20 protein-coding genes are annotated in these 18,636 nt (G+C 66.2%); 7 read left to right on the top strand and 13 right to left on the bottom strand.

The window, feature by feature from the left end:
* Positions 1-10: 10 nt before the first annotated feature.
* Positions 11-667 (bottom strand): L,D-transpeptidase family protein, encoded by a 657-nt coding sequence (locus G6N27_RS18380; RefSeq protein WP_163778698.1) that lies wholly within the window; start codon positions 665-667, stop codon positions 11-13.
* A 275-nt stretch (positions 668-942) separates the two neighbouring features.
* Between G6N27_RS18380 and G6N27_RS18375 the strand changes: the two genes are divergently transcribed.
* Positions 943-3,279 carry an ATP-binding cassette domain-containing protein gene (locus G6N27_RS18375; protein WP_197746542.1) on the top strand — a complete coding sequence of 779 codons (2,337 nt, stop codon included), beginning with the start codon at positions 943-945 and terminating at the stop codon, positions 3,277-3,279.
* Between the two features lie 18 nt (positions 3,280-3,297).
* Here the strand turns inward: G6N27_RS18375 and G6N27_RS18370 are convergent, their stop codons facing one another.
* Both G6N27_RS18370 and G6N27_RS18365 read right to left on the bottom strand, forming a co-directional pair.
* Positions 3,298-4,014: a hypothetical protein gene (locus G6N27_RS18370; RefSeq protein ID WP_163778691.1), complete on the bottom strand. Its 717-nt coding sequence runs from the start codon at positions 4,012-4,014 to the stop codon at positions 3,298-3,300.
* Complete coding sequence (locus G6N27_RS18365) at positions 4,011-4,823, bottom strand: hypothetical protein (protein ID WP_163778689.1); 813 nt, start codon at positions 4,821-4,823, stop codon at positions 4,011-4,013. Before G6N27_RS18365 ends, G6N27_RS18370 begins: the two co-directional genes overlap by 4 nt.
* Before the next feature lie 175 nt (positions 4,824-4,998).
* Between G6N27_RS18365 and G6N27_RS18360 the strand changes: the two genes are divergently transcribed.
* Positions 4,999-5,481, top strand: coding sequence for a hypothetical protein (locus tag G6N27_RS18360; protein WP_163778687.1), 483 nt, complete (start codon positions 4,999-5,001; stop codon positions 5,479-5,481).
* 4 nt (positions 5,482-5,485) lie between these two features.
* Here the strand turns inward: G6N27_RS18360 and G6N27_RS18355 are convergent, their stop codons facing one another.
* Positions 5,486-5,803, bottom strand: coding sequence for a hypothetical protein (locus G6N27_RS18355; protein WP_163778684.1), 318 nt, complete (start codon positions 5,801-5,803; stop codon positions 5,486-5,488).
* A gap of 185 nt (positions 5,804-5,988) precedes the next feature.
* Here G6N27_RS18355 and bluB point away from each other — a divergent pair, with 185 nt between their 5' ends.
* From bluB to stf0, 4 genes are read left to right on the top strand one after another with little or no spacing between them, the layout of a single operon-like run.
* Positions 5,989-6,576, top strand: a complete 588-nt coding sequence (gene bluB, locus G6N27_RS18350; RefSeq protein WP_232065125.1) for a 5,6-dimethylbenzimidazole synthase — start codon at positions 5,989-5,991, stop codon at positions 6,574-6,576.
* A 49-nt stretch (positions 6,577-6,625) separates the two neighbouring features.
* Positions 6,626-7,435 carry a hypothetical protein gene (locus G6N27_RS18345; protein ID WP_163778678.1) on the top strand — a complete coding sequence of 270 codons (810 nt, stop codon included), beginning with the start codon at positions 6,626-6,628 and terminating at the stop codon, positions 7,433-7,435.
* Between the two features lie 5 nt (positions 7,436-7,440).
* Positions 7,441-8,847 (top strand): sulfatase family protein, encoded by a 1,407-nt coding sequence (locus G6N27_RS18340; protein WP_232064667.1) that lies wholly within the window; start codon positions 7,441-7,443, stop codon positions 8,845-8,847.
* 53 nt (positions 8,848-8,900) lie between these two features.
* Entirely contained in the window at positions 8,901-9,704 is an 804-nt protein-coding gene (gene stf0, locus G6N27_RS18335; protein WP_163778671.1) for a trehalose 2-sulfotransferase, read from the top strand.
* 10 nt (positions 9,705-9,714) lie between these two features.
* On the opposite strand, the gene G6N27_RS18330 is transcribed toward stf0, so the two are convergent.
* Positions 9,715-10,482: a trans-aconitate 2-methyltransferase gene (locus G6N27_RS18330; protein WP_163778667.1), complete on the bottom strand. Its 768-nt coding sequence runs from the start codon at positions 10,480-10,482 to the stop codon at positions 9,715-9,717.
* Between the two features lie 85 nt (positions 10,483-10,567).
* Between G6N27_RS18330 and G6N27_RS18325 the strand changes: the two genes are divergently transcribed.
* Positions 10,568-11,461 carry an amidohydrolase family protein gene (locus tag G6N27_RS18325; protein WP_163778665.1) on the top strand — a complete coding sequence of 298 codons (894 nt, stop codon included), beginning with the start codon at positions 10,568-10,570 and terminating at the stop codon, positions 11,459-11,461.
* A 6-nt stretch (positions 11,462-11,467) separates the two neighbouring features.
* Here G6N27_RS18325 and eccE read toward each other — a convergent pair whose 3' ends face one another.
* From eccE to G6N27_RS18285, 8 genes are all read right to left on the bottom strand, one after another.
* A complete protein-coding gene (gene eccE / locus G6N27_RS18320) occupies positions 11,468-12,460 on the bottom strand; it encodes a type VII secretion protein EccE (protein ID WP_163778663.1) in 993 nt (330 codons plus the stop codon).
* Complete coding sequence (gene mycP, locus G6N27_RS18315; protein ID WP_163778660.1) at positions 12,457-13,848, bottom strand: type VII secretion-associated serine protease mycosin; 1,392 nt, start codon at positions 13,846-13,848, stop codon at positions 12,457-12,459. The genes eccE and mycP overlap by 4 nt, the downstream gene beginning before the upstream one ends.
* Positions 13,845-15,242, bottom strand: a complete 1,398-nt coding sequence (gene eccD / locus G6N27_RS18310; RefSeq protein WP_163778657.1) for a type VII secretion integral membrane protein EccD — start codon at positions 15,240-15,242, stop codon at positions 13,845-13,847. The genes mycP and eccD overlap by 4 nt, the downstream gene beginning before the upstream one ends.
* A 69-nt stretch (positions 15,243-15,311) precedes the next feature.
* Positions 15,312-16,184, bottom strand: coding sequence for an ESX secretion-associated protein EspG (locus tag G6N27_RS18305; RefSeq protein WP_163778654.1), 873 nt, complete (start codon positions 16,182-16,184; stop codon positions 15,312-15,314).
* A 44-nt stretch (positions 16,185-16,228) separates the two neighbouring features.
* Entirely contained in the window at positions 16,229-16,519 is a 291-nt protein-coding gene (locus G6N27_RS18300; protein WP_163778650.1) for a WXG100 family type VII secretion target, read from the bottom strand.
* Positions 16,520-16,540: 21 nt separating this feature from the next.
* Positions 16,541-16,834, bottom strand: a complete 294-nt coding sequence (locus G6N27_RS18295) for a WXG100 family type VII secretion target (RefSeq protein ID WP_163774934.1) — start codon at positions 16,832-16,834, stop codon at positions 16,541-16,543.
* 47 nt (positions 16,835-16,881) lie between these two features.
* Positions 16,882-18,309 carry a PPE family protein gene (locus G6N27_RS18290; RefSeq protein ID WP_179963299.1) on the bottom strand — a complete coding sequence of 476 codons (1,428 nt, stop codon included), beginning with the start codon at positions 18,307-18,309 and terminating at the stop codon, positions 16,882-16,884.
* Positions 18,310-18,311: 2 nt separating this feature from the next.
* Positions 18,312-18,617, bottom strand: a complete 306-nt coding sequence (locus tag G6N27_RS18285; protein WP_163778643.1) for a PE family protein — start codon at positions 18,615-18,617, stop codon at positions 18,312-18,314.
* Positions 18,618-18,636: the final 19 nt, after the last annotated feature.

Below are 18,636 nucleotides of genomic sequence, written 5' to 3'. Positions count from 1 at the left end.
TCGGTTGTGGCTATTGGGTAATCGCCATCACCGCGCCGGGCCGTAGCCACTGGATGATCTGCACCAGCTTGGCGTCGTCGATCGCCACACACCCTTCGGTGGCTCCGCCATCGGTGGTGTGGAAGAAGAACGCCGCGCCCTTGCCCGGCTCGCGGTTCGGGTTGACGCCCATCACCACGGCGTGTTTGTACTGCGGAATCTGCAGATTCTCACTCGCCGACGTCGAGAACGGGCACTGCGCCTTCTGGCAGACCTGCATCGTGTTGAACGTCGGGCTGCCGTCGTCGCCATTCCACCAGTGGTTGGAACCGACCTGGACGTATTGCAGTCCGCCACCGGGGTTGGGTGCGGTCCCGAAGGCGAACGGCAGCGTGAAAACACCCATCGGTGTCGCGGGATAGCCGCTCTTGGCCTCCTGGGCCAGACCCGCCGATCCGATGTGTGCCGGAATACCGGCCTCGACGGGCTGCCAGCCCGAGGGAGTGCGTTGGTAAACGTCGAGTTTCGCGTTCGAACCGCCGACGCCGACCACCGAGATCACCTGCGGCGCGTTACCGACCGACGGTGCAAACCAAGGTGCGCCGACTGCACCCCCCTTCGGTGCCGTCGCCAGGGGTATGACGGCTGCGCACATCGCAGCGCACATCAGACCTAGCAGTCGGCGCACCGTCTTATCGTCAACGCCGTGTGATCGTGAGGTCAAGTCAAGGTTTAGCGTCGATCAGGTCACCGGGCGGGCGCGGCATCAACGCCGCCCACCCGTCGGTGCTGGCAGCGCTTATAAAGTCGTATGCGTCGCCCCCCACAGTGCCGGGGTATAGAAAGCAGGGAATGTCACCAACAGATCGCAGCCGTATACCGCCCCCCGACGACCGCACGACCAAGCTCACCGTCGGGGGCGGAGTCGGCGTGCCGCCGCTGACGGTCTGGCTGGGCTCGGCGATGTACACCTTCCCGGTCGGCCGGGACGTCATCGTCGGTCGTGACCGCAGCTGTGACATCAGCTTCCAAGACATCCACCCCGACGATCTGACGCTGATATCGCGGGTGCATGCGATTCTGCGATTCGACGGCGCCCAGTGGGTGATCGTCGACAAGAGCCAGAACGGGCTCTACGTCTCCGGTTCGCGCGCCAACGTAATGCCGATTCGCGACCGCCTGAGCGTCTCCCTGGGCAGTCCACGCGGGCCGCAGTTGATGTTCCGAGTGGCCGCACCGGCACCGCGCGCCAGCAGGACCGACCAGCCGCCGGGCGACAGCTCGAAGACGACGATGTTCCGGCCGGCCGCCCCGCCTCCCCCGCCGCGGACGCGGACGCAGCCGCAGCCGAGCAGGCCCAATCCACCGATCTCGTCGCGGCCGATGGCCCAGCAGGGCTCGGCAACCGTCGGACGCGCGAAAACCAACAACATCGTCATCGAGGACGCGCTGGCATCCCGCGTGCACGCGGTGCTGGTGTCCGGTCCGGCCGGTCTGGAAATCCGCGACAACAACAGCAGCAACGGGACTTTCGTCAACGGCGCGCTGATCACCACGGCAAGGCTGCGTGACGGCGACGTCGTCACGATTGGCAACACCGACCTGCTCGCCACTGGTAACACGTTGGTGCCCCAGCCCGTCGCATCCCGCATCAGTGGGCTCACCGCACAGGGGCTGGCGTTGACCGTCGATGGCCGACAACTGTTGCAGGACGTGTCTTTTACCGCCAAGCCCGGAACACTGACCGCGGTGATCGGGCCGTCCGGGGCCGGAAAGTCGACTCTGGTCAAACTGATCGGCGGTGCGATGCCGCCAACTGCCGGTGTCGTCGCGTTCGACGGGCACGACGTGCACGCCGAATACGCCTCGATGCGTTCACGAATCGGGATGGTGCCGCAGGACGACGTCGTGCATCGCCAGTTGACCGTCGAGCAGGCTCTGCATTACGCAGCCGAACTCCGGTTGCCGCCGGATACCTCCATCGACGACCGTCGCCAGGTGGTCGAGCGAGTGCTCGATGAGCTGGAGTTGGCCCCGCACAAGAAGACTCGCGTCGACAAGTTGTCCGGCGGGCAACGCAAACGCGCGTCGGTGGCGATGGAACTGCTGACCGGTCCGTCGCTGTTAATCCTCGACGAGCCGACGTCGGGACTCGACCCGGCACTGGATCGGCAAGTCATGACGATGCTGCGCCGGCTGGCCGATGCCGGTCGTGTCGTCATCGTTGTCACGCACTCGCTGACCTACGTGAGCATGTGCGACCAGATCCTGTTGCTGGCGCCCGGCGGCAAGACCGCCTTCGCCGACCCGCCCGCCCAGATCGGGCCGGTGATGGGCAGCACCGACTGGGCCGACATCTTCGCCAGGGTCAGCACCGATCCCGACGGCGTGCACCGTGCCTATCTGGCGCGTCACCCCGCCGCCCCGCGCAGACCGTCGCCCACCGCGGGCGCTAAACCGTTGGGCCACCCCCCGCAGACCAGCCAGTGGCGGCAGGTAATCACGTTGGCGCGCCGCCAAACTCGGCTGATCACCTCCGACCGCGGCTATTTCGCTTTCCTCGCAGTGCTTCCGTTCGTCTTGGGCGTGTTGTCGCTGGCGGTTCCCGGTAGTACCGGCCTGGGACCCGCCGGCTCGACGGAAGAGCCCATCGACATCCTGATCCTGCTCAACATCGGCGCGGTCTTTTTGGGTACCGCCCTGACCGTGCGCGACCTGGTCGGCGAGCGGATGATCTTCCAACGCGAAAGGGCGGTCGGACTTTCGGCGTCGGCCTACCTAATGGCCAAAGTCGTGGTGTTCAGTGCCGCGGCGTTGATCGGCACCGCGGTCATGGTCGCCATCACGACGATCGGTAAAGGCGCACCGGCACACGGCGGAGTGTTGTTGGGGCACGGCGCATTTCCCGCTGTCGTGGAGTTATATCTGGGCCTGGCACTGACCGCGATCACCTCGGCGATGGTGGGCCTTGTGCTCTCGTCGCTGGCCCGGTCCACCGAACAGGTGCTGCCGATGCTGGTCGTGAGCATCATGGTGTCGATGGTGTTGGCCGGCGGTTTGATTCCGGTAACGGGACGCCTGGTGTTGAACCAATTGTCGTGGTTGGTGCCGGGCCGTTGGGGTTTCGCGGCCTCGGCGTCGACGGTGGACCTGAACAACGTCGAGGCGGGACTGCCCGCCGATCGGCTGTGGCGCCATGCCGCGGGCGCGTGGCTGCTGGACACCGGAATGCTTGCGGCGCTGGCCATCGCCCTGGCCGGCCTGGCGCGGTTTCGGCTGCGACTGGGCGCGCGGAAGTGAATTGACGGCTCGGCAGTCCTACCCTCCGGCCGGCTCGACACCGGCTTCATACCAGCGATCCGCGTCCCCGGTGCTGGTGACCGTTGGAGCATTGAGGTAGTCGATCAAATCGTCGATCACAGACCCGAACTCGCCGGCGCGTAGCTCCTGAATCAGGAATTCCGAAGCGTCGGTGTCGCATTGCAGCGCGTCGCTCGCCAGTTCTGCTGTCTCTTCCGCGATTGCATTCTCACGGTCTGTCCGCTGCTCGGCCTGCGCTTCGACAGCCCGCGCTTGCTCTATTCGTACATTTTGTTCGCCGATCATTTTCGTCACCCGTGCGCCCTGGGCCTGCTCGCGAAGCCAGGTCAATCCGACCGACTCAGCAACGCCCTCTGGACGTTCTTGGCTGCTCAGTGCTTGCTCGTTCGTTGCCGGATCACGGAGCACCAATGCGCGGACCTGATATCTCGCGAATCGTGTTGTAGCGCAATCGATGAGATAGTTCAGGACGAGTCGATCGAGCCCGCCGCCGAGAGCCTGTCGCCAGCTCGCGAACCATTGCCACTCAATCGGTGTCAGGACCTCGAGTTCCTCTTCGACAACTGTTGTGTATTCCACGAGATCGCTTAACAGCCGCCCGCCGCCATCCGACTCTCTTCGCTCCGACTCGACGGCCGCGAACAGTTTCTGCTCCTCATCCTCGTCACCGGCGGCGCGCTGAATCTTCTCTGCAGCCAGCGAGACCAGTCTCATGACTTCACCCGCAAAATACAGTGATTCCAGTACGCGTTCGCGACGTCCCACGGCGCCAAGACCGGCGGCTTTCCGCTGAGCTCCAGCTGGGCAGAGCGCGGCGGCGGATTGTGCGGTGGGCGGACCTGGACCGGCTTGGGGTGGGCGACGAACTCTTCTTCCGGAGCGACCGTGATCCGTACATCTTTGAAGACAGTCGAATGGCCGCTCGCCAACTTGCGCTTCCCAGTTCTGTGGTTCACTGTCGCGTCCCAATCGCTGACACACATCCAGGTATCACTGATGTGGGTGTATCGCCAGCGGGAATCGTTCTCGTCCGGGTTGCACAGGACGACGTCGATTTGAAATTCTTCGCGAAAATCGTTGCGCATCCCGTGCAGCCAGTGGTTGGTATGCACCGTCGTAATCGCTTTGCGGTAATTCTTCTGAAGCTGCAACCAATGCAGGTAGAGATCTGCCTTGCTCTGGTCGCGGGCGTCGAACACCTTCCAGTCGGGGTCGGGCTTGAAATACGAAACCAAGCCCACCCGGCCGTAAATCGCTGTGGACAGGGGCTCCCGATAACCGGTGACGTAGACGGCCCTGCCCCACGTGTAGTCCTCGTTTCCCATGAAAAGGCCGGAGTTGGGCTGCTTGATGAAGCTCTTAGCCCACTTGGATTCCGTGTACTTCACCGCCAGCGGGCGACAATCCGGATCGATTTCGGCGGGCGATAGGTTGTGGTTGACGAAATCGATCCACGCAAATTGTGAGTCGGCGATCGCGTTGTTGATGGCCTGCGTTACTTCTGCTTTCGTGCGCTCGGGCATGCCCTCCCACCTGTCTTGACTGGGCAACCTGGGATCGCTCTAGTGCGCACTGTACCGACGCCGGCCAGACCAAAGAAGGTTTCATCCGGGATCTCTTCTTGACTGTCGATCTCGGATCGTCACGTAGACAGCGACGCCCAACTGCGCTGACACCGGCCACCGTCATACTGGACCCATGCCGGTCTTCGTCCGCAGGCTCTTCGGCGTCGGCAAGCTCCCCGCCGAACTGCGATCCGAGGTCGAGACCGAGGGCATCATCTACCTCGCCGAGTACGTCGCCGTCACCCGACGCTTTAACGGCGCCATCCCGGGCTTACGCTCGCCGAGCAGCGTCTCCAGCTACGTCGGGTCGCTGGTGTTCACCCGGCGGCGAGCCTTGGCCACCTTCTCGTCGCTGCCCAAATTGGCCGGCCGCGCCGTCGATGTGCCTTGGGACGCAATGCAACCCGGCCCGGCGATCACCGATATCTCCTCGACCGGTCTGCGCGTCGACCTAAACCTCGATGCGGTGAATCCCGCGTTCACCGGTCACCTCTCGTTGCACTACAAGGCCGCCGTTCCCGGTGACGTGCTGGCCGGGTTGCCGCGTCGATCCTTCACATTCGACGTGCCACCGGAATACGTGTTCCGTGCGGTCGGCGTCCCCTACCGGCCGTGATCGGTCAGCGGTGTGACCAGGCCGCCGACGTCGCTGACAAGTCCGGCCACGGCGGGCGGCGCAGCAACGCGACGCTGGCGATCACCGCCGAGAGCAGCCCAGTGGTCACCCCGATCAGCGCGATCCGATTCGAGTCCATCGCGGGCACCCAGCGTGCCTCGCCGCCATGCACGACGAACACTCCGAACGGAGTAGCAGCGCCGCCACGCACCTTGGCGACGGGGATGACCATGCCGCCGTCTGCGGTCCGATAGGGGTCGCCGTAGACGCGGCCACGAGAGCCGTTGGTTGGTAATTGCTCCACTGATTCAGAAATGTTCATCAGGTTGATCCTCTGCTCAGTTGATAGGTCAAGTCTGACCGATCTGGCCGCAACCCGAAACGTCGACTTGCGCATCGCTGGCTGGTTTCACCGCGAACCGTTTCTACGATGACTGTGTGGACGATCATGCATTCACTCCGGATGAGCGGCGGGCCGTCTACCGCGTGATCTCCGAGCGGCGGGACATGCGCCGGTTCGTGTCCGGCAGCAAGGTTGCCGACGACGTCCTCGCTCGCCTGCTGCAGGCGGCGCACGCCGCACCCAATGTGGGGCTGATGCAGCCGTGGCGATTCATCCGCGTCACCGACGAGCAACTGCGGCGACGCATACACGCGCTCGTCGACGAGGAGCGCCTGCAGACCGCCCATGCGCTGGGCGAACGAGCGCAGGAATTTCTGGCGCTGAAGGTCGAAGGCATCCTCGATTGCGCCGAACTGCTGGTAGTTGCGCTCTCCGACGGCCGGGACAGCTACGTGTTCGGCCGTCGGACCATGCCACAGATGGATCTGGCATCGGTATCGTGCGCTATCCAGAACCTCTGGCTCGCGGCCCGATCCGAGGGCCTCGGGATGGGTTGGGTGTCGCTGTTCGATCCGCTGAAGTTGGCGCCCTTGCTCTCGATGCCCGCCGACGCCGAGCCGGTGGCAATCCTGTGCCTCGGCCCGGTCCCCGATTTCCCCGATCGACCGTCGCTGGAGTTGGACGGTTGGGCGCTCGGGCGCCCGCTCGCGGAGTTCGTCTCGGAGAACAGGTGGGGAAAGAACCCGACCTGAACGTCGCGCACGGCCGGGCCACGATGCCGATGCCAGATACGATGCCGGGGTGCAACCACCTCCACCAGGTTTCCCGCAATGGGGCAGTCAACCCGGCGATCCTCGGGAGCACAACGAGCCGGGATACAGCGGGCAGCCCAGCCCGGAGGATTACGGCCAGCAACCGCCCGTGCCCGGGTACGCCGGGCCGACGCCGCCTGGCCCCGGCTATCCACCGGCCGGCTACGGTCAGCAGCCTGGCTACGGCGCGCAGCAGTGGGGTGGATACGGTGCGCCGATTCCGGCCCCGACGTCTCAGCAGAAAATCGGCTGGATCACTTTCGCCATCGTCGGATTGCTGGGATTGCTCGGCGCCGTCCTCACGCTGACCCTGTGGATCAACCTCGACAGCGCCGTCAATCGTGCCGGCGAAATGTGCAATCGGTTCAGCGGCGAGTACGCCAGTTCGTGCCGGGCGTCGGTCAAGAACCTTGTGCCCACGCTTCCGCCCGTGTTGGTGGTCTGCCTGTTCCTGATCATCGGGGCCAGTCTCGCGGCGACCGCCGGCGCGGTGATGCTCTTCCTCAAAAAGCACCTGGGGCAATTCCTGATCCTCGGCGGCGGACTCGTGATGCTCATTCTGTCGATCGGTTGCGAAGCTCGTTACGGTGCCACCAGTCGAGTCACCTACGACCTGATTGCCGGTCTGGTCGTCGCAGTGATCGGAGGCCTGATGTTCGTGCCGGCTTTCCGGCTGCTCCTCGGACTTCCGGCGAAACTCACCGCCGGCCCCGGACCGGGCGGCGGGCCATGGCCATACGGTCCGCCGCAACCGCCGCCTTACGGACCGCCGGCACCTTCGCCGCCGCAGCAGTGGTAGGCCGGGTGACAACGACCGGCGGCACAGCCGAAAAGCGCCCGCCGCGCGACAACGTCCTGCTCATTCACTGGCACGACCTCGGTCGGTATCTCGGCGTCTACGGTCACGCCGATGTCTCGAGCCCGCGACTTGACCAGCTGGCCGCCGAGGGCATCCTGTTCACCAGTGCGCATGCCACGGCACCCCTGTGCTCACCGTCGCGCGGATCTCTGTTCACCGGCCGCTATCCGCAGAGCAATGGACTTGTCGGGCTGGCCCACCATGGTTGGGAATATCGCCCGGACGTCCGGACGCTCCCACAGATTCTCGCTGAAAACGGTTACTACTCAGTGCTGTTCGGCATGCAGCACGAGACGTCGTATCCGCCGAGGCTGGGTTTCGACGAGTTCGACGTGTCGAACTCGTTCTGCGAATACGTGGTGGAACGGGCTCAGCAATGGTTGCGCGACGACGACCGCAGCCGGCCATTCCTGTTGACAGCGGGCTTTTTCGAGACGCACCGGCCCTATCCGCGGGAGCGCTACGAGCCGGCCGACATCGCCGAAGTCGAACCGCCCGACTACCTGCCGGATACCGTTGAGGTACGCCAAGATCTGGCCGAATTCTACGGATCCATCAGCACCGCCGACGCGGCAGTCGGCCGGATCCTGGACACGCTCGCCGAGACCGGACATGACGCCAACACCTGGGTTATCTTCCTCACCGACCATGGCGCACCGTTCCCACGGGCGAAGTCCACGCTCTACGAAGCGGGGACCGGAATCGCGATGATCATCCGCCCACCCAACCGGATGGCATCGGCGCCAATGGTTTACGACGATCTCTTCAGTGGTGTAGACCTGCTTCCGACGGTGCTCGAATTGCTCGGTGTGCCGGAACCTGCTGATGTCGAGGGCATCTCGCACGCGAAAGCGCTTCTTGCATCGGACCGCAGCGAGCCGGTCCGCGATCACGTATACACCAGCAAGACCTACCACGATTCGTTCGATCCGATCCGCGCCATCCGCACCAAAGAGTTCAGCTACATCGAGAACTACGCACGACGGCCCCTTCTGGACCTGCCGTGGGATATCGAGGAAAGCCCGTCCGGCCACGCCGTCGCACCGTTGGTCACCGCGCCGCGCGCGGAACGGGAACTCTACGACCTGCGCGCCGACCCGACCGAGAAGAACAATCTGCTGGCCGGCGACGGTCTTGACGGGTCCGATTCGATCGCCGCTGATCTCGCTGTGCGCCTGCATGATTGGCGTCAGCGAACCCATGACGTCATTCCATCCGACTTTGCGGGCACCCGGATCGCCGCACGCTACACCGAGACGTATTTGAGAATTCACGACAAAGCCCCGACCAGTCGCTCGGCGATCGCCGGCGACCGCGGCATCGAACACGAGGTCGGTCTGACCGAACGATAGTTCGATGTTCGGTGTGAATACAGGCCCTTCGAGACGCGGGTTAGGCTCACCGGATGCCCGAGCATCCGACCTCCTATCTCGTGCTCGCATCACAGCGCTGTGGCAGCACGCTGCTGGTCGAATCGTTGCGTGCAACCGGCAGCGCCGGGGAGCCGCAGGAATTCTTCCAGTACCTGCCGACGACGGGGCTGGCGCCGCAGCCGCGACAATGGTTCGCCGACGTCGAAGACGACACCGTGCTGGAATTGCTCGATCCGCTGGAGCCGGGAACCCCGGATACCGCGTCATCGGTCGCCTGGCGGGAGCACATCCGCAGTTCGGGCCGGACGCCCAACGGCGTCTGGGGCGGTAAGTTGATGTGGAACCAGACGCCGTTGCTGGAGCACCGGGCCGCGTCGCTGCCCGATCGGTCCGGTGATGGTCTGCGGGCGGCCATCCGGGACGTGATCGGAAGCGAGCCGGTCTACGTCCACGTCTACCGACCGGACGTGGTTTCGCAGGCGGTGTCATTCTGGCGTGCCGTGCAGACGCGGGTGTGGCGCGGACGGCCGGACCCGACACGAGACTCGCGGGCCGCGTACCACGCCGGGGCAATCGCGCACGTCGTCAAGATGTTGCGGGAGCAGGAGCAGTGCTGGCGTGGCTGGTTCGCCGACGAAGGCATCGAGCCGATTGATGTGGCCTATCCGGTGTTATGGCGCAATCTGACCTCGATCGTGGCCACGGTGTTGGAGGCACTGGGGCAAGACCCCCGGTTGGCTCCGGCGCCGGCACTGGAGCGCCAGGCCGACGAACGCTCCGATGAGTGGGTGGACCGGTACCACAACGACGCAAAAGAATTGGGTCTACCGGTATAGCCCTCAGCCATCAGCCGCCGACCTGCGCGACGACGAACACTCGCCGGAAGGGGAAGAACGTAATGCCGTCCGGCCGGGCTGGATACGCTTCGGCGAGCAGCGGGATCAATTCCTGCCGAAAGTGTTGGTATTCCTCGTCATTGAGTTGCTCGCGCACCGGCAGCAGCGCGGTGCCGCTGATCCAATCCAGCACCGGATGCTCGCCGCTGAGTTGGTGCTCGTAGGTCGTCTCCCACGCGTCGACGGTGCACCCGGCGTCGATCAATAGCTCGGCGTAGTGCGCGGGCGTGTCGACGACCGTGCCCACCAGAGACAGGACCTCCCGCAGAGCCTTTGCGAACGGTTCACGACGGGCCACTGCCCGCACTGCGGCGTGCGACGGGCTTTCGAAGTTGCCGGGCATCTGGACGGCGATCCACGACCCGGCAGCCAGTTGCCCGGCCCATCGGACGAACAGCTCGCGATGTTCGGGCACCCAATGCATGACGGCATTGCTGAACACAACGTCGGTATCAGGCTGCGGCGTCCAGGTTCCCACGTCTCCGACCGACGCGTCCACGCCATGCTCCCGGGCGGCCTGCACCATCTCCGGTGAGCTGTCCAGTGCCTCGATCACCGCGTTCGGCCAGCGGCGGGCCAACTGCGCGGTCAGGTTGCCTGCGCCGCAGCCCAGATCCACGACCCGACGCGGTGTCCGTGCGCCTACCCGGGACAGCAAGTCGACGAACGGGCGACCACGGTGGTCGGCGAAGGCGAGGTAGACATCCGGATCCCACACGCTGGTCCTCCTGTCCGACGGCCCGCACGGCGACTGATAGACAAAGGTATTACCCGATGCATGCCGAACGAGTCGAGGATGGACGATGACCGACGACCACGAGGTCGCCGAGGTACGGCAGATCTGGTCTGCGCTGGGCTTACCCGGTGTGATCGATGTGCACACCCACTTCATGCCGAAGTCGGTGATGGACAAGGTGTGGAATTACTTCGACTCCGCGGGACCACTCGTCGGCCGCGAATGGCCGATCGCCTACCGCGCTGTCGAGTCCGAGCGCCTGCAGACGTTGCGGGAGTTCGGCGTTCGCGGGTTCACCGCTCTGGTATACGCGCACAAGCCGCAGATGGCGGCGTGGCTGAATCAGTGGGCGCTCGAATTTCGCCGGTCGACGCCGGATTGCCTTGCCACCGCCACGTTTTACCCCGAACCCGATGCGGGCAACTACGTCGACGCAGCGATTCGCGATGGAGCGCAGGTCTTCAAAGCTCATGTCCAGGTTGGCAGGTACGACCCGAACGATCGGCTGCTCGACCCGGTCTGGGGAGCCATCGAAGACGCCCGGATACCCGTCGTCATTCACTGCGGCTCCGGGCCGGTGCCAGGCGAGCACACCGGACCTGAGCCGATACGCCGACTGTTGCGACGCTACCCGCAACTGCGCTTGATCATCGCGCACATGGGAATGCCGGAGTACGCCGAGTTCCTCGACATCTGCGAGGCTTCGGTCGACGTACGGCTCGACACCACAATGGCTTTCACCCCGTTCGTCGACGAGACCATGCCGTTCCCGCCGCCGCAGCTGCGTCGGTTGCCGCAGTTGGGTGATCGCATTCTGTTCGGCAGCGACTTCCCCAACATCCCCTACGGCTACCCCGAAGCGATGCGGGCGATCACCGAGATACCCGGCATCGACGACCGCTGGCTGCGCGCGGTGTTCCATGACAACGCCGCAGCGCTGTTCGGTCTGTCCGAAAGCTAACGGCGGTTAGGCAATGACCTGCGGCTGCGGCACTGCGGTACTGGCCCAGCGCAACCGCTCCAGCAACAGCGCCTCGGGCAGCGCGACGTGACCGTCGAGCCGCTGACCGGACAACGGGTCCAGAGCGCTCAGCGCCGCACGCTGAATTCCGGCCTGCGAAATCAGCCCGGGAAGCGGGCCCGTCGCGCCGGGTGCCGCGTCAGTGCGGAACGCGCACCCGACGGCCAGGGTCTGGTCGGCGCCGGCACCGGCGACTTCGAGTACCGTCCAGACCTCGCGGACCGGATACGACCAGATCGCCGCGAGCGTGTTCGGCAACGCCGTGTCGACCTTGACCTGATGTGCGGCAATGTAATCCGTGCTACCCAGGCTGATTCCCGACCAAGTCTCGCGGGCCGACCGCGGGTAGGGCGTCGGAACGTCGTCGGGGGCGGCGAGGGATGCCGTCCAGCCGCTCTCGCGCAGGTGGTCGGCCAGCCGACGAGCCGCCACCTCGGCGGTCTCCTGAAGCGGGATCTGCGGCGAACGGGCCTGCAGCGCCGCGAGATTGGCTGCGGCCGACAAGGTCACGCCGATCCAGGTCTCACGCTCTCGGGTGCCGACCTCGGATGTGCTGTCGCGGCTGGTGACCCGAATGGCATGCGCGTGCAGGCCGTAACGTTCGGCGTAGCCGGCGATCAGCGGCAGCGGCAGCGCGTCGGCATCGGACAACGGCGGCGTCACGCGCAGCAGCGCGGTCGTCCGCACGTCGGTAACCGAGTCGTCGGCCCGGCGAATGCCCCGGTTGGGGCGCAAGATCGCCAGTCGGCGACGCAGAATCGTCGTGGCAGCCAGTCCGCGCCACCGCGCCACCAGCACGATCACCGCGGCGATGGCGACGCCGAGCACCCAACGCTCCCGGACGGAATGCCACGGGAAGGCGAAAGCGGCCGCCGTTACGGCCAACAACACCAGGCTGATCCGTCCGGTGGGCAGCGATACCGATTGAGGCGCACTCATAGCGAGGCTTCCTTTCGTCGTCGTGCGGCGATCGTGGCGGCGGCTACGACGGCCAAGATGAACGCGGCGGTCCCGCCGAACGCGACGATTCGCGGGACGGGGCTCTTCGGCGCCGGTTCCGGTGGCGCCGCAACGTGTTTCACCGGCGATGCATCGGTATTCGTGGCGGGCAGCTCCCAGGTCAGCGCCGCCACCGGGTCGACGGTGCCGGCGCCGACGACGTTGGACGGCGCGCGTGCCCCGTTGCGAGCGGTTGCGGTGATGCGATGGATCACCTGAGTGGCGTTCAAATCCGGGTACTTGCTGCGGACCAGCGCAGCGGCACCTGCGACATATCCGGCCGCATAGCTGGTTCCGACCAGGGGCACCAACTGCTGGTGCTCGTTCGGCAGCCCGTTGGCCAGTCCCCCGTCGTCACGGTTGCTCACCGAAACGATGTTCTCCCCTGGCGCGGCGATACCCACCCACGGGCCGGCCATGGTGAACTTCGACGGCTGATCGTTGGGTGTCAGTGAACCCACCGACAGCACGTACGGCTGCCACCAGGACGGCACCGAAACCGACGTCACACCCGCCCAGTTGCGGGGATCGTCAGGGCGACCCAAGTCGGTGAGCGGGTTCGAATCACACGCTGTTCCGCCGAATCCCGTTCCGTTGGAGCCGGTGTTGCCCGCTGCCGCGATGATCACCGCATCCTTGTCGACCGCCGCGTAACGGATGGCCGCACCCAGCGCGCCCTGGTCGATGTTGCGGTCGGCGGGCAGGCAGGTGATGCCCGAGACCACGATCACCCGGGCTCCGAGGTCAGCGGCGTGCACGATCGCCCGGCCCAGCGCGGTCACGTCGACGGTGGCCCGCGCCACGGCGGGGTCGCCGCCGGGGGTACGCGCCGAGAACTTCGCCGACGTCACACGCAACGACACCAGCCGGGCCGCAGGCGCGACCCCGGCGAAGCCGTCGTTACCGGGCTGACCGGCGATCAGGCCGGCAACCGCTGTCCCGCGTCCGTCGCAGTCGGTGAGGCCGTCGGTCGACTCGATGTAGTCACCCCCCGGTTGCACACCGGGTAGCCGCGGTCCCGGCCGCACTCCGGTGTCCAGGACCGCGACGAGTTGCCCGTCGCCGCGGGAAAACCGCCATGCCGCAGACGGATCCAGCAGCTGTTGACTCGGCGCCGCAGCGCTGAAGTCGGTACCCGCGACGGCACCGGTCACACTGCACTCGCCGTTCTTCTCCATCGGCGCAACCGGTCCGGGCGCGCCGTTCGGCGGCGCTGCACCCGGGTCGACCTGCGGGCGGCTGATCGCCCCAGCGGGCGGGCAGGTCCACAGCGCGGCGACGAGAATCGCTGCGAGGCAACCGGATCGGCGAGTGCGGGGAGAGCTCATCGATTGAGCACCCAGGCGAAGATACCGACCAGGTAAGCGATCACCGGGATCAACGACGCGTCGATACCCGACGCGGCGAATCCCACCAGCCTGCGCAGCGGCAGCGAGTAGCTGTCCGGCGAGGCGATCGACGGGCTCACGGCGACCACCAGCCACGCCGAGACCAAGGCGGCAAGGACCACCACGGCGATCAGCGCGGCCAGGTAATGCGCGGTCGCGGTGTAGAGCACCGCGAGCGCGGCGGCCACCAGATACGGCTGAGCCAGCAGCCACGCCTTGCATGCGGCCGAGTCCCACACCCGCGCCCGTAGCGCCGCCGCGGCCGAGGTGGCCGCGACGACATACCAGCCCCAGCCGGACAGGGTATGCGGCTGCCACGCGATCGCCAATGACCCCAGCGCGCTGAGTAATACGGCGCCCGCGATGAACCCGTTCTGGTGCGCGTCGCTGATCCGGACTCGCCGCGGCAAGTCCGCGAGTACCCGAGACGACGGCGCCGACGGAGTCGGGTCACCGGGGGCCGGGATGACCGGCAGCGGGAAGCGCGCCCACAGCGCGGACAATTGCGGGGCCTCGACGGTGACGAGCAGGGCCACCACGATCAGCACGGCGCCCAGGCTGAGCAACGGCAGCTGCCAAAGCGATTTCACACCGGCGGCGACGAGCACACCCGCACCCACGACTGCGGTTGCGGTGAAAAGCCCGATAGCGCTGTCGCTTTCGCGACGGGGAAGAATCAAGCTGATCAACGACCACGCGGTGACGCCGGCGGCAGCCAACGTCACCTGCGCCGCGCCGAAGCTGCCTGGCACCGCCAGGATCAGCGCCGCGGCGAGCGGCACCAACGCGGCGGCGGACAGCGCCGCGGCGGCACGCGGTGACCGCACCGCCAAGCCGGCGACCACACTGAGCACGGCGAGTGCCGCGACGGCGAAGAGCCCGACCGGCGAGCCAGTGATCAGCCGATGGGTGACACCGAGACCCGTTGCCGCCCAGAGCAATCCGATGAGACCCGCAACCGCCCCACGCTGGATCTGCGCAGTGCCCCAGGGCCTCAACCGCGAGGCCGAGAAGATGACGGCCGCGTCGGCGATGTCCTCGACGATGCCCGGGGCGGCCGGCCCGACCGGCACCGGCTGCAGCGCCAGCAGGTCGCCGTCGACGACGCCGACCGTTCCCAGACTGGCGTCGAGACTGAACGGCGCACCGCCGATCGGAGCGAGGCTGAGCCGCACGGGTGTTGCGACGTCGTCATCGGAGACGGTAGGAACCACCAGACGCTCCACTGCGGGCAGGATGTCGCGCAGCGGAAGATCGGCGGGCAGTGCTATCTCGGTCAGCCGACTGTCGGCGAGGATCGCGACCCGCACGATGGGTATCACGGCGCTGGACATCACTGACTCCTCGAGCTTCTGCGCGACATTGCTTCTCTTTCTCTTGAATTGCTGATGTTCTAGAAGGGGTTACACGGCTTGCGTGTTGGGCTCGGTGCTGAAATCCCTGGACAGCCGGTTCCCCTCGAACCAGTGGCCGTCCGGTAACTGCCCGGTGAGCTGCTCGACCGCGACGCCGATGGCGAACGGGGTTCCGGGGCTGAACGTTGAGATCCATTCGCCGTCGAACGCGCGCGATGGGCTGACCAGTACTCGGCCCGCGGTGGTGTCGACGATGCTCATGCCCACTTCTGTGCTGGCATGCCGGCCGTCGTGGTGAGAGCCGGCCACGATTTCCACGTAGCTGCGCGGTCCGGTGAAGACCGATTCGACCACAGCGCGCGCGGACTTCGGAATGCCAAGGTAGTCAAGGACTTCGGTGAGCGATGCGCCGTTACGCAGTCGCTCGTCGGCCCGCGCGCCGACTTGGGCGGGCAAGCTGAATTCGTCGAACCGGGCCGGTGCGCGCTGCGCCAGCCCGACGCCGAGCACCGGCACCAGGGCGCGGGCGTCGTGGATGTCCATCACCGTGAACGTCACCAGCTGCGCGTTGCGCAGGGCGACAATTGTTTTGCCGCCACGCTGCGCGACGATGCCGCGCAACAGTTCGTCGCTACCGCCGGCGGCAGCCGGCCCCACGAAGCGCAGGTCCAGCCACCGCTCCGGGAAACACACCACCCGGATCCAGTCGGCCACTGCCGCGTTGACCGCGCCGTCGGCCGAGATCATGCCCATCCGAGCCAGTTCGGCGTTCTGGCGATCGAGGAACGCGCCCCGCTCCGCGGCATCACTGTATGGCGTGGTGATCGCCAAAACCCATGGGAACGTTCCCGCTCCCACGGTTTCGGCGATGAACCACGCCTGATCGACAGTGAGCTCGACGGCGTTGGGCTTGGCAGTCATCTAGCGCGAAACAATCCGTCCTGCGACCCATGCCGTGGAGCGAGCTAGCCGCCCCACTTGGCGCCTTCGGCCTGGTCGCGAGCCAGCATCGAGGTGGTGTTGTTCTCGTGCGTGCCGGCCATCGCGCGATACGACAGCACCAACTGCTCCATCGCCTGATTCCACTGCGCCTGCCACGCCTGATAACTCATCCCGGTATCACCCTGCCAACCGGCCTGCAACGCAGCCTGCTCACTGGAGATATCGGCACCCAAACTCTGCAACGTGCCCGCATACCCGGCCATATCGGCCGCATGGGCCATCATCGCCGGATAGTTGTACATGATCTGCGACATCACACAACCCTTTCGTCGAACTCAGAAGCCCGGATAGCTGCTCGCCGCAGCACTGTCGGCAGCCACATACGTGCCCGCCGCATCACCAAGATTGGCCTGCGCGATATCCAACAACGCATTCACCTTCGCCGCCGCCGCCACAAACCGCGCATGCGCAGCCTGAAACGCCGCCGCACCATCACCAGCGAAATACGCCTGCGACGCCATCGCCTCCTGCTCAGCCTGACCGATCGTCGACCGCATCAACCCCGCCTTGGCACCAAACGCCGACTGCGACGCCACCAACTGCGGAATATGCGCATCCAACATGCTCATCCCTGAAATCCTTTCGTCGATTGATTACCGTTGCGACACGAACACACTCAGCTGTCGTCCCCCTCTCCTTCCAGTGCGTCGGGCCCCCATGTGCCCGGCACCATCGGCATCGTCGGTCCACTACCAAAACCGTTGCCGTTCAACGTCGCCAGTCCGGTCGCCGCGGCGACGGCCTCTTTGTCCACCGTGCCGGTGAAGCCCAGCGGCCCCGCGCCGCGATCCGAGGCGACGGCCGCGGCGACCGGCTCTTTGTCGGCCTGCGCGCTCCAATCCGGATCGACCTCGACATTCATGTCGGCGAATTCGTCTGCGTGATCGTGTATTTCGGTGCGGCGCCGTCGCCGAGTCCGCGTCTTGTCGCGGCTCACCGCACTGACCGCGGCCGCTGCGGCGATGGAACTCGCCGGCGCCTTGCTCTCGTCGCGATCGATCAACGTGGGGCCGGGCCCGTCGTCCGGGCCGATGCCACCCACCACATAGCCGAAGCCCGCGGTCGCCGGCGCGGCGGCCGGGGCGGCCGCGGCAGTCCCCACCGGAGAGCTCGACGGTGCCATCGCACCCGATGCGACGGTCGTCGGCGTCACGGCGGCCGCCGGCAGCCCGGCGTTCTGTCCGCCCGGCATGCCGGGCACCGCGACGGCGGGCAGCTCGACAGGTTGCTGCGCCGGGAAAGCCGGAATGCCGAGCGCCAGGCCGAGGATGAGCGGTATCAGCGCCGGGGAACTCAGTAGCACCGACCAGAACGTAGTACCGAACGGGATGAAGAACGCCTCGTAGGCGATAAAGAACAGCAGCGGGAACCACTGCGCCGGGTTGGCCAGGATCGAGCTGATCGTCCCGCTCGGGTCCTGGATGAGTTGCAGCAGTTGGTTGAAGATATCGGTGAGGAAGTTCCCCGACGACGGCGGATTGGCCGCGGCCGCCGCTGCATTGTTCGTCTTGAGCACCGGCGGCGCTGCGTCGGTGCGCGGAGCCGATGCGAGCGCCGTCCCGGACACCACCTGATAGGTGACCATCGTGGTCGCCGCCTGAACCCACATCCGGGCGTAGTCGGCCTCGTTGAGCGCGATCGGAATCGTATTGATGCCGAAGAAGTTCGTCGCGATCAACACCCCGTGGATGGCGTGGTTGGCGACCAGTTCGGCAAGCGTCGGCATCGCGGCGAGCGCGCTGGTGTAGGCGGCCGCCGCAACCTCGTGCTGGGCGGCCGCACTGGCACTGTTTGCGCTGGCTTCGGTCAGCCAAGCCAGATACGGCACGTGTGCGCTCACATATTGCTCGGCACTGGGTCCTTCCCACGCACCTGCCTGCACCGCGCCCAGGAGTGAGGTGAGTTCACTTGCCGCTGAGGCATATACAGCACTCAGCGACGTCCAAGCCCCGGCGGCCGCCAACAGCGACCCGGGTCCAGGACCGCTGCTGAGGAGCACTGAGTGCACCTCAGGCGGCGAAGCCATCCACACCGGCGCGGTCACTGTCAGGAGCCGGCCAGGTAGGTCGATGCGGCGGCCGCGTCACCCGCGGCGTAACTCACGCCGGATTCACCGACACCCACTCCCGCGCGGCCGAGTTCCTCGACCCCTTCGGCGGCCACGGCGGCGTGCTCACTGCCCTGGGCGCTGAAGCCGGCGGCGGTCTGCAGTGAGACCGGGTCGGCTGCCGACGGCACGACGGCGGTGATCGCCGGGGCCGCACTCGCCTGCGCGGCAGCCAACCGCGCGGTGATCGCGTCGACCGCGGCGCTGGCCGAGGCCAGACCTTCGGGGACTACTCGTAGTGTCATGACAGATACCCCTTTCGAT

The sequence above is a fragment of the Mycobacterium cookii genome (assembly GCF_010727945.1).
GTDB classification, from domain to species: Bacteria; Actinomycetota; Actinomycetes; order Mycobacteriales; family Mycobacteriaceae; genus Mycobacterium; species Mycobacterium cookii.
The sequence above is the reverse complement of the archived record's forward strand: the minus strand, read 5'-3'. Positions and strand labels throughout refer to the sequence as shown.

Bases quoted from the DNA above. Each gene is read 5' to 3' on its own strand.
- eccE (WP_163778663.1), bottom strand. From the start codon at position 12,460: ATGAGTGCGCCTCAATCGGTATCGCTGCCCACCGGACGGATCAGCCTG.
- eccD (WP_163778657.1), bottom strand. From the start codon at position 15,242: ATGTCCAGCGCCGTGATACCCATCGTGCGGGTCGCGATCCTCGCCGAC.
- G6N27_RS18370 (WP_163778691.1), bottom strand. From the start codon at position 4,014: ATGAGACTGGTCTCGCTGGCTGCAGAGAAGATTCAGCGCGCCGCCGGT.
- G6N27_RS18355 (WP_163778684.1), bottom strand. From the start codon at position 5,803: ATGAACATTTCTGAATCAGTGGAGCAATTACCAACCAACGGCTCTCGT.
- G6N27_RS18365 (WP_163778689.1), bottom strand. From the start codon at position 4,823: ATGCCCGAGCGCACGAAAGCAGAAGTAACGCAGGCCATCAACAACGCG.
- G6N27_RS18300 (WP_163778650.1), bottom strand. From the start codon at position 16,519: ATGTCGCAGATCATGTACAACTATCCGGCGATGATGGCCCATGCGGCC.
- G6N27_RS18325 (WP_163778665.1), top strand. From the start codon at position 10,568: ATGACCGACGACCACGAGGTCGCCGAGGTACGGCAGATCTGGTCTGCG.
- bluB (WP_232065125.1), top strand. From the start codon at position 5,989: ATGCGCCGGTTCGTGTCCGGCAGCAAGGTTGCCGACGACGTCCTCGCT.
- G6N27_RS18295 (WP_163774934.1), bottom strand. From the start codon at position 16,834: ATGAGCATGTTGGATGCGCATATTCCGCAGTTGGTGGCGTCGCAGTCG.
- G6N27_RS18285 (WP_163778643.1), bottom strand. From the start codon at position 18,617: ATGACACTACGAGTAGTCCCCGAAGGTCTGGCCTCGGCCAGCGCCGCG.
- G6N27_RS18305 (WP_163778654.1), bottom strand. From the start codon at position 16,184: ATGACTGCCAAGCCCAACGCCGTCGAGCTCACTGTCGATCAGGCGTGG.
- mycP (WP_163778660.1), bottom strand. From the start codon at position 13,848: ATGAGCTCTCCCCGCACTCGCCGATCCGGTTGCCTCGCAGCGATTCTC.
- G6N27_RS18375 (WP_197746542.1), top strand. From the start codon at position 943: ATGTACACCTTCCCGGTCGGCCGGGACGTCATCGTCGGTCGTGACCGC.
- stf0 (WP_163778671.1), top strand. From the start codon at position 8,901: ATGCCCGAGCATCCGACCTCCTATCTCGTGCTCGCATCACAGCGCTGT.
- G6N27_RS18360 (WP_163778687.1), top strand. From the start codon at position 4,999: ATGCCGGTCTTCGTCCGCAGGCTCTTCGGCGTCGGCAAGCTCCCCGCC.